The following is a 14,127-nucleotide window of genomic DNA, read 5'->3' as shown; positions in this document are numbered from 1 at the left end:
TCAAAGCGCTGCTGCACTCGATCTACGACCAACCCGACGCCGAGGCCGTGCACGCTCAGTTCGACAGGGTTGTCGACGCCCTGGCCGAGAAGCTCCCCAAGGTGGCCGAGCACCTCGAGGAAGCCCGCGCGGACATCCTCGCCTTCGCCGCTTTCCCGAAGGAGATCTGGCGCCAGATCTGGTCGAACAACCCCATATCCGTTAACCGGCCCTCGAGCGACACGATGCTGCTCGCTGCGTGAGGTCCCACGGCCGGCGGATCGAGGAGTGATCCTGACGGTGAGGAGGAATCCACGATGGCGGTGTCGGTCCAGGTCCGTGAGGCTCAACATCATCTGGTCGGCGACTGGGATGGCGTCGGTGCTGGCAACGAGTTCTTGGCGCATCTGCGTTCGCGGGCCTTCTCGCCGGCCACGGTGCGGGCCTATGCCTACGACGTCGTCAACCTCGGGCGGTTCCTTCAAAACCAGCGGATCGCGCTGCTCGTGGTCGCGCCGATGGATGTCTTCAGGTGGGTGGACTGGCAAGGCGTCGCGGCGCCGCCGTCTGGTGGGAAGGTCGTGCGGCTGAAGCCTCGCAGCGCGGCGCCGGCCACGATCAACCGCAGGGTCGCGGCGGTGCGCGCGTTGTTCGAGTTCTTGGTGATGACCGGTGCCCGGGAGTCGAACCCTGTCCCGGCGCCACGTCGCGGGCAGGGGCTACGCCCGACGTCGCGGGGACTGCTGGGGCATCTGGGACCGGGGCGTACCCGCAGCGGTGGGCGGCTGGTCCGTGAGCAGCGTCGACTGCCCGAGTCGCTAGACCTGGACGACGTGCAGATGTTCCTGTCTGGGCTGCGTACGCATCGGGACCGGGCGATGGTGCTGGCCATGGTGTTGGGCGGACTCCGCTCGGCCGAGGTTCGTGGGCTACTGCTGCGCGATGTCGACCCGGGGCGGCGTCGGCTGCGGGTGCTGGGCAAGGGTGGCCGGGAACGAGTGGTCCCGGTCGATGGCGCGTTTTTTGCCGAGGTCGGCGCCTATCTGCGCCACGAACGCCCGCCCGGGCTGGCCACGCCAGAGTGTTTCGTGGTGCTGCGCGGCCCCACCACCGGGGCACCGGTGAGTGAGGCAGGACTGCGGTCCTTGTTCCGCCGGCACCGGGAAGCCTCGGGTGCGATCCGGGTACGACCACATCGCCTGCGACACACCTACGGCACCGAGCTCGCCGCCGCGGGGATCGACCTGCTCGCACTGCGGGAGTTGATGGGCCACGCCAGCCCGGAAACGACCGGCCGGTATGTGCACCTGTCGGTCGAACATCTGGCAGCCGAGTACGCCGCCGCCCGCGCCGCACTGGCCGGTGCCCGATGAACCGCCCGATGATCGTCGCGCCGACGGACAGGGCCACCTGGTCGGCCACCGCCAGCGACCGGATTGACGAGCACGACTGGATGAGCGCGTACCTCGCGCATTGTCAGCGGCTGGGCTGTAGTGACCGGGCGCTGCGGGAGCGACGCCGATGCGCCGTGGCGTTCCTGGCCGATCACCCAGATCTGACCGAATGGATGGCGCAGCCAACTGTGGATCGGGTGGCCGAGCTGCGGCGCACCCGTTCATGGCCGCTGCTGGTGTTCCTCATCGGGTCCGGCCGGCTTCGACTGGATCTGGAGTTGGCCGGAGCGAAGAACCTCACCGGACTCGGCGGCATCGTCGAACGCCACCATGGTGAGGACTTCGCCAACGCCAGGACTGCTGGCCTGCGACTGGGCTGGACACCGGGGTCGACACCGTCCTCGGCGAGTGTCTCGCCGTGATGCTGGCCTGGCACGGCGGCACCGTCACGGACCTCAACGCCGACGTCGTCGCCGAGTTCGACCAGCAACTGGACTTCACGATGCACCTGTCGCGGTCCTCGCTGCGTGCCTACCGCGCCCGGCTGGCGAGCCTGCGACAACTGTTGTTCGAGATCGGCGTCCATGATGAGCCGCCTCGTCGGCGGCCGTGGTCACGGACCCTGGAGCAGCGCTTCGACGAGGTGACGATGGCTGAGCCGATCCGGGTCGTGCTGCTGCGCTACGTCCAGACTCGGGCCAGCGTGCTGCGGCCGCGCTCAATCGAGTCGTTGGTCAACTATCTGCTGCCGTTCGCGGAGTTCCTCACCGCACACCACCCCGGCGTCACCAGCATGCGGGATCTTCGACGCGACCACGTCGAGGCGTTCTTGTCCTGGAACCGGACCCGCCCATGGCGCGGGCGAAAGACGCGACCACAACAGGTGTCGGCGGCCGTCGCGCAGTCGGCCGTACTCAGCCTGCGGAACCTGCTCGAGGACATCGCCGCCTGGGGGTGGTCCGAGGCACCCACCCGGCGACTGGTGTTTGCCGCCGACATCCCAAAGCTCGACCGGCCCCTTCCCCGCGCCCTGGCCCCCGACGTCGACGCCCGCCTGATGGCCGCGGTCAGCGAACTGTCCGACCCGTTCGCACAGGCCGGGCTGCAGGTCCTGCGCGGCACCGGGCTACGCATCGGCGAACTCCTCGACCTGGAACTCGGCGCCGTCGTGGACTACGGACCAGCCGGGACGTGGCTGCGAGTCCCGCTGGGCAAGCTCGCCACCGAACGCACCGTTCCGCTGGACGAGCCCACCCTGGCAGCGCTCGACCAGTGGGCCCTACGGCGAGGCAGCCACCGTCCGATCCCTCATCCGCGCACCGGCAAGCCCACCGACTTCCTGTTCACCGAGCACGGTCGAAGATTAGGAGCGACCCGGCTCCGCAACGGGCTGCTCACCGCGATCCAGACTGCCGGACTCCACGATCGCGCCGGCCAGCCGATGACGATCACGCCCCACCAACTGCGACACACGTACGCGACCACGCTCGTCAACGCCGGCATGTCGCTACAGGCGTTGATGGCGCTGCTTGGCCACGTCACCCCAGAGATGACGCTGCGCTACGCCACCCTCGCATCACCAACCCTGCGCAGCGCCTACGACGAGGCGATGGGCAAGATGCGGCGTCAGCTGACCCTGACCCCAGTCGGACGACCGATCGTTCCCGACAAGGTGGCCTGGCTGGCCAGCGAGATGCTCAAGACCCGCGTCGCGCACGGCTACTGCTCCCGCCACGAATCCCAGGGCGCGTGTCCGTACGCCAACATCTGCGAGACCTGCGACAACTACACCCCGGCCACCGAGTTCGAACCCGCACTCACCGACCAACTCGAGGACATCCGAGCGCTGCAGGCAGACGCCGCCGGCCGTGGCTGGAGCGGCGAGGAGCAACGACACCAGCACGTCGCCGAAGCCCTCGAACGCCACCTCAACACCGTTCGGCGCCGATGAGGTCCACCACGAAGCACCTTGCCCCGGACGCGAGGGCCGGATAAACGAGCGGCTCAACCGCGAGATCCGTCGGCGGACCGACGTGGTCGGGATCTTCCCCGATCGAGCCAGCATCATCCGGCTCGTGGGTGCCGTGCTGGCCGAGCAGCACGACGAGTGGGCCGAAGGCCGCCGCTACCTCGGACTCGACGTCCTCGCCCGAGCCCAGGCCGTCGACGCCGCCGTCGTTGAGGAGGTGACCGAGCCCGAACTCCAGGCCCTCACGGCCTGACCGACACGCCCAACCGAGGGATCAACCTCGTACACCACCCCAGCGGACTTGACCTGGCGGTCGGGAGCACTCGCGCCACTTCGACCGCAAGATTGACGCCCAGCAATGGCTCGACCATGTCACGTCGGCCGTCGTCACCGGAACGTACGCCGATCCCCGAGCCGGGCGGATCACGTTCTCCGCCTTCTTCGGCGAGTGGTCCGCACGCCAGGTGTGGGCACCCGGCACCGTTCTGGCGATGTCACTGGCGGCCAGATCGGTCCCGTTCGCGGCGAAGCCGATGAAGCAGGTCCGCCGGTCTGACGTCGAGACCTGGATCAAGCAGATGAACGCCGCCGGCCTCGCCCCTGGAACGATCAAGACGCGATACGTCAACGTCCGGTCGATATTCCGAGCAGCCGTGAAGGACCGGGTCATCGCGTCCGACCCCACCGATGGCGTTTGCCTCCCCCGGGGCCGACGCGCCGACGTCGCGATGTCGATCCCCACGCCTGAGGAGGTCGGACAGCTCATCACCGTGGCCGACGACCGATTCCGTCCATTCATCGCCCTCTGTGCGTTCGCAGGCCTGCGCCTAGGCGAGGCGGCCGGGATCCAACTCGGGGACGTCGACTTCCTCCGCCGGTCGCTGAAGATCTCCCGCCAGGTCCAGCGCGTCAACGGCGGAGCCATCGACGTACGCCCGCCGAAGTACGGGTCAGAGCGCGTCATCTACCTCGCCGACAGCCTCGTGAATCTGCTCGCCGAGCACGTCGCCGCTCATGGCAGCACGGGCAAGGATCAGTGGCTCTTCGCCGGCGAGGGCGACAGCCCGCCGCATCAGAACACCGTCGGCTACTGGTGGCGCAAGACGCTGCGCGATGCTGGCCTGACCGGCATCAAGCTCCACGACCTTCGACACTTCTACGCCTCCGGCCTCATCGCCGCGGGATGCGACGTGGTGACTGTTCAGCGCTCCCTCGGTCACGCGAAGGCGACCACCACACTCAACACCTACGCCCACCTTTGGCCCACCACCGAGGACCGCACCAGGAAGGCAGCCGAATTGATCGTGGCCGCTTCACTTGACGAGCCAATCACTGCCGTGGCCAAGCTTCGGACGGATCCGGCAGAGTAGGCCTTGGCGCGTTACGGCGCCCCGGGAAGAAGCCGGCTCGCTTCATGCCGGCGGTAATCAGCCAAGAAGACCCTTCGCCTTCGCCCACATCGCAAGGTTTCGGGATTGCACCCCGCGGTTTGACCTTAAGTCTGAGAAGCCGTTCTGGTAGAGCAGTCGGCCCTGCGCCTGCTTGAACCTGATGCCCGTCCGGGGGTCTCGATGGATGCGGACAGTCGCGACCAGATTCTCGCCACGCAGACTGACGAATCCCCGACGTAACGTGCGCTCAGCGAAGGGCACTCGCACATGGCTCGGCGGTCGCAGGCCAGCGGGGTCGGCGAACCACTTCAGCTCGCGAAACCAGATGCCTCCACCCTGAGGACGTCCCTCATTGAGAAACGCCGTTGCGGCCGAGTTCCGTGAGAAGCGCTCCGCGATCATGCAGGCGAAGTAGGCGGACAGCTCCGGGGCGCCCCATGCGGCGATGCGCTCGAAGTGGAAGATGTCGCCCAAGACAGACACGTATCCATCGCCGACCTCCCCAGGGTCATCGAGGGGCAGTTGCGATGCATCATCTCGAAGGACGTGCAGCCGAGTTCGGCCACCGGGCGACTTCGTGCGAGCCAATAGCTTTTCGACCTCGAGTCGCTCGAGCTTCTCACCCAGCCAGTTGCGCTTGAGCTTCCGGTCGTCGCCGTAGTAGTCACGCGGGCGGATCAGATCATGGATCTCGCCCCACCCGATGTTCGGGTCGATTCGCCCTTCAGCTTCGACTGAGGCCAGGCCACGTAGTGCCAAGTCAACCTTGGCGATGCCGCTCGCGCGCGACGAGAGCCACGGCGCTAACGAGTCGCAGACATACGTCTCACGAACCCTTAAGCGCCCGTGTCCGCCGAGGGAGTAGTAGCTTCGCATCATTCTGTCCTGATCTTGGGCCGCTCCCTAGACGATAGTCTAGGGCTCGCCGTAGTTTCAACGGCATGATCAGTTCGGCATCCATCGAGCAGGCAGCGATGACGCTGGCTGTGTTCGGTGCGTGCCTCGCACTCATCGTCATCGGCGCGACAGTCGGGATCATTGCGATTGCACGACTCACTTCCTGCACCGCGGACGAGGCGTCACACGCTCTTGCCATAGTGATCGGCGCATTACGTCCCAGCGGCTGGGGGAACCGAGCACGCACATCCACCCCTGACCGTCATGCGCAGCTCCCTGCAGGAGGCAACTCGCCAAGCGAGGATCCTCAACCGCAAGTGCACGCCGCGCGCGGCCGAGGTGCGATCGAAGTATCTGAACCCTGAATTCGCGTCACCGGTCCCGCGTAGGAGGACGCGTGTCGCCGTAGTTCGGTGGCACAACGCACGCGCGATGACGCAGATTTGAGAGCGGTGTGCTCGACATCTTCGAATCCGCCCGGATCGTCGAACAACGCTAGTCGAGGAAACTGTCGACGTTGCCTTGTGTGCAGTCGGCGCGCAGAGCCTGCGACCGCACAGCGAGACGGCGCGGCCCTGATCGTCTTCGTCCCGGACTTAGGCCTCTGGTGCGCCGAGTCGAACGCGGTGATGCCGAGGAGATCCCTCACATGTGCGACACCACGAACGCCGCCGCGCCTACTTACTCATGCTTCCTCTACGTCTTCGCCTTCGGGCTCCCCAGCCTCAGCATCGTCGTCCCCCTCCGCGGCGACCCTTGCTTCGGCAGGTTCGCTCACATCCGAAGACGGGGATGAGTCCATTGCCGGCTCCGCCGGGTCCGGCACGGCATCGGGTTCCGTGTCCCCAACCGCCGCGTCATCCGACGCCCGCGCGACCTCGTCGATTACTTCGTTCGGCAGATACTCCGCGTACTTGTCGCGCATGTGCGCCAGCCCCAGGTCGCGGCCACTCTGATACTGGAGAGAGTCCTGGACGAACTTCAAACGGTGTTCGGCGTCGCCGATCACCTCTGCCCACTTCTTGACGATGACCTTGTACTTCTTGCCGTTGTACGCAACTCCGAAGGGCAGGTTTTCCTGGTCGCGCGCCTCGTCGATGTCCTCCCGGGTCGTGTTGCCGACGAGCCAGAACTCCCAGGATGAGTTCGGCTGGGAGAAGCGCTCGTCGTTTGTGATCGCGCTCGCGTAGCTGCGGATCTGGGTCAGATCCTCGTCGGTGAGACGATGATTCGGACGCTTAAGCTCGACGACGAGATGGGCAAAGTGGTTCTGGCGGGTTTCGAGCCGACGCCCCAGAACAAGGTCAGGGATCGCATCGGAACCGTCGCCGCGGAGGACCGGCTTGTCGCCCGCGAGTTCGACATCGACGCCGAGTTTCTCGAGATACTTAGCGAGGACGACCGTCAGGCGCTCGTCGTCGCCGGTGAGCGACCACTCTTCGCCGAAGATCCACGTCTGTTGCGCCAGGATCCGGTGAAGCTGTCGCCGCTCGAGCAACTTCTTCCGGCTGAGCCTGTCAAAGAGGAGTGCGTTGAGCCCGTGCAGGAAGTCAATGCGACTGCCAACCTCATGCCCAAGCGAGATCAGATGGGTCAAGGTCGTGCGCTCGAGAATCTCCGCCAATTCCTCGATACGAGCCGAGGGAAGCTTGGAGAACTTCCTAAGAATGGGGAGGAGGCGCTCCGGATCGTTCTCAAAGGTCTCCCGGAGGAGGCTAAGCGCCAAGGCCTTGGTGTTCGCGTCCTTCGCCTCGTCGACGGCTCTCGACGCCGCCATCGCCACGACGTTAAACGTGTCGCGCGTGGCCTTCTCGACCTGGGTCTTCGGCTCCCCGTGATACGGGTACACGCCTTCCTTCTTCCAGCGCGTCACCGTCTCGGCCTCTCGACGCCTCTGGGAAGCGGCGAGGTGAGAGCGGAGAGCGGCCTGAGCAGCCGTGACGACCTGACCCTGGGGCGTCGCATTGTCACCGTCGAGGATGAGGTCCTGGTCGCGGGTGAAGCCGTCCCACTGAAGGTAGGCGGTGAACTCGGCCCTCGGGGCCTGGATGCCGGGGGGCATTTCGGCAACGATCGACCCCGTCGAATCGCATAGGTAGAGACGTCGCTCGACGTTTGAGATGTCCCACTCGATGATCGTCAGCTTGGCTTTGCCCGGAACGCCTTCCGGCATGTCCAGGTCGATGGGCGTCTTGGCCGCGATAACCGCTTGCGGCTCGATCTCGGCACCGAGGAACTCGATCGAGAAGTCGCGATGTCTGTCGAGGTGCAGCGCGAACTCCGTCAGCAAACGCTGCCTAAGCCCGCTCGCCTCTTCGAATGCCGCCGCAGCATCGGGCGACACCATTCCTATTACGACCCGTGTCCCAGATTCTTCGCCCTCGAGCGGGGCGTCGACGACTCTGAAACGGTCGAGCGTCGCCTTGTTTCCTTGCACCTTGATGGTTCTGAGCTCGGCGCCCTCGACCGCCTCCGCAGTGGAGTACCAGCTCACCGCGTTGCCGATCGAGAACGCGGCGTACCGCCCGCGACCATAGCGCCCATGAACGGGGCGGCCAGCGGTGGTCATGGTCCCGGGCATAAGTTTCCAGCTGTCTCCAACGGTCGCGAAGGAAAGCTCGGCCCGCTCGCGGTTCATGCCGTCCCCGTCGTCAGTGACGATGACCTGCTCGACTCCGCCCAGGTCATTCCTCTCGACCTCGATGCTGACGCTCTTTGCGTCCGCATCGAAAGCGTTCCACACCAGTTCGCACAAGCCTGCGGGCGGCGTCTTAAGGTACGCCTGAAGGATCGTCTTCCCCGCAGTCACGTGGATCTCGGTCACACGTCCCATCCTCACATGCGCCTGGGACAGGCTCGCGCGTTTCGGTACCGCTCTCGCTCCAGGAGCGAAGATCGACTCTAGGCGTAGGCCAGCCGGCAACAAGCCACCACGAGCAAGAAGGACCGAACAGCCAACAGGCGCGCGGCGGGCCGTTCGGCGGTGGGCGCGTTCGGCACCTGCCTCTATCCGCCAAGGAGTCACGGGCGGGGTCAGCGGCGGGTGTCAGCGTCCAGCGATCGTGACTTCCGAACGACCAGATTCAGCCCATCCCGCCGCATTCCTGCGGACTCTGAGCGGACCGACAGGGATTATATGCCCTCTGACCTGCATAAACGCGTCAACTCACACGTTGAAGCGGAACTCCACCACGTCCCCGTCGGCCATGACGTAGTCCTTGCCCTCCATCCGGACCTTGCCCGCCTCCTTGGCCTTGGCCATGGATCCGGCGGCGTCGAGGTCGGAGAAGGTGACGATCTCGGCCTTGATGAAGCCCTTCTCGAAGTCGGTGTGGATCACGCCGGCGGCCTGCGGGGCGGTGTCGCCCTTGCGGATCGTCCAGGCGCGCGACTCCTTGGGGCCGGCGGTGAGGTAGGTCTGCAGGCCGAGGGTGTCGAAGCCGACCCGGGCCAGCACCTCGAGACCGGGCTCGGTAACGCCGGCCTCGGCGAGGAACTCGGCGGCCTCCTCGTCGTCGAGCTCGATCAGCTCGGACTCGAACTTCGCGTCGAGGAAGATCGCCTCGGCGGGCGCGACGATCTCGCGCATCTTCGCCTTGAGGTCCTCGTCCTGGAGCTCGTCGGCGTCGCAGTTGAAGACGTAGATGAACGGCTTCGCGGTGAGCAGGGAGAGCTCGCGCAGCAGGGCGCGGTCGATGGAGGTCGCGATGATCGGCGTACCGGCCTCGAGGGCGGCCTTGGCCTCCACCGCGGCGGCGAGGTTGGCGGCGAGGTCCTTCGACTTCCGCGCCTCCTTCTCCAGCCGTACGACGGACTTATCGACCGTCTCGAGGTCGGCGAGGATCAGCTCGGTCTGGATCGTGGAGATGTCGTTCGCGGGGTTGACCTCGCCGTCGACGTGGGTGACGTCCTCGTCGCGGAAGACCCGCGTGACCTGGCAGATCGCCGCCGACTCGCGGATGTGCGCGAGGAACTTGTTGCCCAGGCCCTCACCCTGCGACGCGCCGCGGACGATGCCCGCGATGTCGACGAACTCGACGGTGGCCGGCAGGATCCGCTCCGAGCCGAAGATCTCCGCGAGCCGGTCGAGGCGCGGGTCGGGCACGCCGACGACACCGACGTTCGGCTCGATCGTCGCGAACGGGTAGTTCGCCGCGAGCACGTTGTTCTTGGTCAGTGCGTTGAAGAGCGTCGACTTGCCCGCGTTCGGGAGACCGACGATGCCGATGGTGAGTGCCACGGGTGGCCATCCTAGGTGCGGGATCGGCCCCCGCACGATTCGCCTCAGTCGCGCCTCTCGATGACCACGCGGCGCTCGGTCACCTCCGGCCCGGCACCGCTGTCGGTCTGTTCCTCCTCGACGACGACCTCGCGCCTCCCCACCAGCGAGCGGGCGATGAAGGCGAGCCCGCCGAGCATCAGGATCGCGCCCAGCGCGCGGGTGTCGATCCAGGTGCCGTCGGAGCGGATCGCGAAGGCGAACACCGCACCGAGGATCAGCAGCACGATTCCGGGGACCATGCGGCCGAGGTACCCCAAGGCCCCGGCCGCATGCCCGGAACAGGCGTCCGGAGCCTCAGGCGCCGAGGACCTCGGGGTGCAGCACGTCCATCGAACCGATGTGCTGCTGCGACTCCTCGAGCCCCTCGTCGGACGGCTTGACGCCCTGGTTGAAGACCCGGTCCCGCTGCTTCGCGCGGAGGTCGTGGTGCGCCTCGGCCGGGTAGGCGAAGCCGAAGTGGTCCTGCGCCTCGCGCACGCCCCAGACCCGGTCGCTCAACGGCTCGATGCCCAGGATCGCCGGCGCGGCGATGTCGACGGCGGCGGGGGCGAGCACCTGGAACAGTGCGAGCCGGGCGTTCATCGACCGCGCGAGCGCCGTGTGCAGCAGCTTGTTGGCGACCCGCGCATAGAGATCGAGGAGGCGGCCCTGCGGCAGGTTCGCCATGTCCCGCATGTGCTTCGGGTACGTCGAGATGACGCCCTTGCTCATCGTCCAGACCGCCGGTCGCAGCAGCGTCTTCTGCCAGGTCGGCATCGTCGGCGGCAGCGCGACCATCAGCGGCATGATGAAGTGGATCATGTCTTGCGCGCCCTCGGACGCGGCCAGCCGCGGGCGCCACTCCTCGAAGTAGCGGTGCACCTCGGCGCGGTTCGTCGGCACGTCGTCCGGGTTGATCGTCTGCAGCTTCGCGATCTCGCCCATCTCGGCCCAGAACTGGTTCTCCTCGGCCTCGGTGAGCTTGCCGGGGCCGAACATCTCGTAGCACTTGAGGATCGAGTGCCACGCGGTCACGTGGATCCACAGCTGCGAGGACGGGTCGTTGGCGTCGTACGTGCCACCCGTGACGGGGTCGTTGCCGACCGCCTTGGAGTGGACCTTGACCAGCACGTCGGCGGCCTTCGCGGTCTGCTCGGCACCACCGAAGAGCTGCATCGCGAAGTAGCGCAGGGTGCGGCCGTAGCGCGTCGAGGGGCGGTACTTCACGCCACCGGACTGGATGACGGCCGCGGCCAGGTTGGGATCGAAGTGCTCGATGGTGACCGCACGCGCGAAGCCGAGCACGTACGACGTGGGGTGCGACCACACCTTCCACGAGACCGAGTCCGGGCCGAGGAAGCCGTAGTCGGCCATCGGCTCGTACTTCGCCAGCATCTGGTTGCGGGTCATGATCCCGAACATCGGGGCCTCCTCACTGCGACCGCGACACGGTGTCGCAATTGCTACAGATCCGTAGGTTCGCACAATTTTACGGCGCTGTATATTGTCGGTAACGTGACGGAGGCCACGCCCGGGAAGCGCCGCTACGCACCTCGCCAACCCGTCGAGGTACGCCGCGAGCACCTGCTCGACGCCGCGCTCCGCCTCCTCGCCCGCGACGGCTACGACAAGCTCACCGTCGAGGCCATCGCCCGCGAGGCCGAGGTGACCCGGCCGGTCGTCTACACGGCGTACGACGGCCTCGAACCGCTCCTCAACGCCCTGCTCGACCGCACCCAGCGTCGCGCCCTCGCCTCGGTCATCCACCTGCTCCCCCAGGGCACGCCCGACCACATCGACGTGTGGCTGGTGCAGATGCTGCGCGCCTTCCTCGACGTGGTGCAGAAGGAGCCGGAGGTGTGGCGACCGGTCCTCGGCCTGACCCGCAACGCCCCCGACGTGGTGCGCGAGCGGATCGAGAGCACCAAGGACCTGATCCGCGGCTACATCGCGGACGCGGTCGAGGTCGGCCTCGAGCGGCGGGGCGGGCCGTTCCTCGACGCCGAGGTCCTGGCCTTCATGGTGATGGCCGCGGCCGAGGAGTTCGCACGGCTCGTCCTCGCCGATCCCGAGGCGTTCCCGCCCGAGCGGCTGATCGGCACCTTCGAGGGCATGCTCGCCGCCCGATTCCTCGTCGACGGTGCTTCCCCCGAGGCCTGACCTGGCGTAACTTCGGCCGCACCAACCCCGGAACCCCCGGAACAGAGGGTGTCAATGACGACTCATTCGGTTCACTACTGGTTCAACCGCCGCAACCTGGGTCAGCTGCTCGTGCCGGTGACCTGGCAGGCGTTCGTCCTGATCGCGATCCAGGCGGTCATCGTGGTGACGGGTGGTCTCCTGGTCTTCGACGCCGGCTCGACGCTGGAGGCGTTGGGGTGGGTGGCGCTCTTCGGGTTCCTGCTGATGTGCACGTTCGCGGTCGCCATCGCGCGCAGTCCCATGCCGCACTGGCTGCGCAGCTTCGGTCACGACGACTGACCCTGTTGGCGAGTGAGGACATCGTTACCGACGGTGTCCTCGTCGGTGACCGGTGGCGGTCGCCCGCTTCCTAGGTTCGGCCGCATGAACAGGCGGCACTGGTTCGGACGCAGGCGGACGTCGTACGGCGGCGTGCCGATCACGTGGCAGGGGTGGGTGTCGGTCGCGGTCCTCGTCCTCCTGACCGTGCTGGCCGGCGTGCTGCTGCCCTGGCCCGCGTCGGTGCCGGTGGGGGCTGTGGCGCTGCTGGCGTTCCTCGTGCTGTCGGTGGCCAAGGGCCCCATCCACACCCGGTGGCACGGGTCGGGCCAGGACGACTGACCCGCTAGCCTCGCCGGGTGCGGATCGCCACCTGGAACGTCAACTCCCTCCGTTCGCGCATCGACCGGGTCGAGGCCTTCCTCGAGCGGCACGACATCGACGTGCTCGCCGTGCAGGAGACGAAGGCCCGCGAGGAGCAGCTGCCGCTGATGGGCCTGCAGGCGCGTGGGTACGACATCGCCGCGGTCGGCTACGACCAGTGGAACGGTGTCGCGCTGATCAGCCGCGTCGGCATCGAGGACGTGACGGCCGGGTTCCCGGGGATGCCCGCGTTCAACGAGAAGGCGGAAGCGCGGGCCCTCGGCGCGACCTGCGGCGGCGTACGCATCTGGAGCCTGTACGTCCCCAACGGCCGCAAGCCCGACGACCCGCACTACGTCTACAAGCTCGACTGGCTGCAGCGGCTCCGCGAGGCCGCCGCGGGCTGGCTCGACGCGCCCGCCGCCCTGGTGGGCGACTGGAACATCTGCCCCACCGACGACGACGTCTTCGACGTCGCCCAGTTCGCCAGTTCGACCCACGTGACCCCGGCCGAGCGCGCCTCGTTCCAGGCCTTCCTCGACGGCGGCTGGACCGAGGTCACCCGCTCCTACGCGCCCGGCTACACCTACTGGGACTACTACCGCCAGCGCTTCGAGCGCGACCGCGGCCTGAAGATCGACTTCGTCCTCGGCTCCCCCGCCCTCGCCACCCGCGTCACCGGCGCCTTCGTCGACCGCGACGAGCGCAACCCCGCGATCGGCACCGGCTCCCCCTCCGACCACGCCCCCGTCGTGGTCGACCTCGCCGACTGACCGTCCCAGGAGCGGACCAACCGGGACTGCTGAGGCAGCACGCGACCCCGCACCTGCCGCCGAGTCCCACCCGTCACGATTCGTCCGCGCCAGGGCCGCCCATCGGCGTGCCGACCCCGGACTCCGGCCGTCCGGGCCTACCGTGGAGAGCGTGAGCCAAGTGGCACAGCCACGGCCCCGCACGCTGTGGGAAGAAGGACGCGAACCTGGGCGGGAGGTCGCGGCGCTGACCGCTGCCCTGCTGCTGACGGTGACAGCGGTCGAGGTCGGCATGGCCGACCACCTGGGCGGCCTCTTCGACGTCGTCTTCGTCGCGCTCTGCCTGTACGCCGCCCTGTCGGTCCGCCCCACCGACTTCTTCACCGTCGGGGTGCTGCCGCCTCTCGCGATGGCCGGCGTCGTCGCCCTGCTGGGCTTCTGCCAGCCCGGATCCGTCGCCCAGGCATCCGACGGCACGGTCCAGGCCACGGTCACCGGCCTCTCCCACCACAGCCTGGCGCTCGTCGCGGGCTACCTGGCCTGCCTCGCCATCCTGGCGGTACGCCGGCGGGTGCTCACCCGCCTCGGCGCGATCTGAACGCACCTCGCGACCTGCCGTCAGCCGGCCGTCCGGGGCTGACCCCTTGACGCGCGTGCCCGT

The 14,127-nt window shown here is 67.4% G+C and carries 15 protein-coding genes and 1 pseudogene; 11 read left to right on the top strand and 5 right to left on the bottom strand.

Annotated elements, in window-relative coordinates; genetic code table 11:
• From ACYVAQ_RS16590 to ACYVAQ_RS16565, 6 genes and pseudogenes are all read left to right on the top strand, one after another.
• Positions 1-242: transposase (locus ACYVAQ_RS16590; RefSeq protein WP_460791518.1), on the top strand; the 242-nt coding region annotated here is incomplete at its 5' end.
• A 54-nt stretch (positions 243-296) separates the two neighbouring features.
• The gene (locus tag ACYVAQ_RS16585; protein WP_460791517.1) at positions 297-1,352 is read left to right on the top strand and encodes a tyrosine-type recombinase/integrase; all 1,056 of its coding nucleotides are present in this window, start codon (positions 297-299) and stop codon (positions 1,350-1,352) included.
• An 8-nt stretch (positions 1,353-1,360) separates the two neighbouring features.
• On the top strand, positions 1,361-1,795 hold the full coding sequence (locus ACYVAQ_RS16580) for a hypothetical protein (protein WP_460791516.1): 435 nt from the start codon (positions 1,361-1,363) through the stop codon (positions 1,793-1,795).
• Positions 1,795-3,324 carry a tyrosine-type recombinase/integrase gene (locus ACYVAQ_RS16575; RefSeq protein WP_460791521.1) on the top strand — a complete coding sequence of 510 codons (1,530 nt, stop codon included), beginning with the start codon at positions 1,795-1,797 and terminating at the stop codon, positions 3,322-3,324. Before ACYVAQ_RS16580 ends, ACYVAQ_RS16575 begins: the two co-directional genes overlap by 1 nt.
• A 46-nt stretch (positions 3,325-3,370) precedes the next feature.
• A pseudogene (locus ACYVAQ_RS16570) lies at positions 3,371-3,595 on the top strand (transposase); the annotation flags it as partial.
• A 238-nt stretch (positions 3,596-3,833) separates the two neighbouring features.
• Positions 3,834-4,712, top strand: coding sequence for a tyrosine-type recombinase/integrase (locus ACYVAQ_RS16565; RefSeq protein WP_460791515.1), 879 nt, complete (start codon positions 3,834-3,836; stop codon positions 4,710-4,712).
• A gap of 57 nt (positions 4,713-4,769) precedes the next feature.
• On the opposite strand, the gene ACYVAQ_RS16560 is transcribed toward ACYVAQ_RS16565, so the two are convergent.
• The 5 genes from ACYVAQ_RS16560 to ACYVAQ_RS16540 all read right to left on the bottom strand — a co-directional run bounded on the left by ACYVAQ_RS16560 (position 4,770) and on the right by ACYVAQ_RS16540 (position 11,313).
• A complete protein-coding gene (locus tag ACYVAQ_RS16560) occupies positions 4,770-5,609 on the bottom strand; it encodes a hypothetical protein (protein WP_460791514.1) in 840 nt (279 codons plus the stop codon).
• Between the two features lie 706 nt (positions 5,610-6,315).
• The gene (locus ACYVAQ_RS16555; protein WP_460791513.1) at positions 6,316-8,454 is read right to left on the bottom strand and encodes an ATP-binding protein; all 2,139 of its coding nucleotides are present in this window, start codon (positions 8,452-8,454) and stop codon (positions 6,316-6,318) included.
• Positions 8,455-8,796: 342 nt separating this feature from the next.
• On the bottom strand, positions 8,797-9,870 hold the full coding sequence (ychF, locus tag ACYVAQ_RS16550; RefSeq protein WP_460791512.1) for a redox-regulated ATPase YchF: 1,074 nt from the start codon (positions 9,868-9,870) through the stop codon (positions 8,797-8,799).
• Between the two features lie 44 nt (positions 9,871-9,914).
• The gene (locus ACYVAQ_RS16545) at positions 9,915-10,151 is read right to left on the bottom strand and encodes a hypothetical protein (protein WP_460791511.1); all 237 of its coding nucleotides are present in this window, start codon (positions 10,149-10,151) and stop codon (positions 9,915-9,917) included.
• Positions 10,152-10,206: 55 nt separating this feature from the next.
• Complete coding sequence (locus ACYVAQ_RS16540) at positions 10,207-11,313, bottom strand: oxygenase MpaB family protein (protein ID WP_460791510.1); 1,107 nt, start codon at positions 11,311-11,313, stop codon at positions 10,207-10,209.
• A 93-nt stretch (positions 11,314-11,406) separates the two neighbouring features.
• Here ACYVAQ_RS16540 and ACYVAQ_RS16535 point away from each other — a divergent pair, with 93 nt between their 5' ends.
• From ACYVAQ_RS16535 to ACYVAQ_RS16515, 5 genes are all read left to right on the top strand, one after another.
• The gene (locus ACYVAQ_RS16535) at positions 11,407-12,051 is read left to right on the top strand and encodes a TetR/AcrR family transcriptional regulator (RefSeq protein ID WP_460791509.1); all 645 of its coding nucleotides are present in this window, start codon (positions 11,407-11,409) and stop codon (positions 12,049-12,051) included.
• 54 nt (positions 12,052-12,105) lie between these two features.
• Positions 12,106-12,372, top strand: a complete 267-nt coding sequence (locus ACYVAQ_RS16530) for a hypothetical protein (protein ID WP_460791508.1) — start codon at positions 12,106-12,108, stop codon at positions 12,370-12,372.
• A gap of 84 nt (positions 12,373-12,456) precedes the next feature.
• Entirely contained in the window at positions 12,457-12,693 is a 237-nt protein-coding gene (locus ACYVAQ_RS16525; RefSeq protein ID WP_460791507.1) for a hypothetical protein, read from the top strand.
• Between the two features lie 17 nt (positions 12,694-12,710).
• On the top strand, positions 12,711-13,487 hold the full coding sequence (locus tag ACYVAQ_RS16520) for an exodeoxyribonuclease III (RefSeq protein ID WP_460791506.1): 777 nt from the start codon (positions 12,711-12,713) through the stop codon (positions 13,485-13,487).
• 151 nt (positions 13,488-13,638) lie between these two features.
• Entirely contained in the window at positions 13,639-14,064 is a 426-nt protein-coding gene (locus ACYVAQ_RS16515) for a DUF6542 domain-containing protein (protein WP_460791505.1), read from the top strand.
• Positions 14,065-14,127 lie beyond the last annotated feature (63 nt).

The sequence above is a fragment of the Nocardioides maradonensis genome, from assembly GCF_054777115.1.
This window is presented reverse-complemented; position numbering and strand designations above follow the sequence as displayed.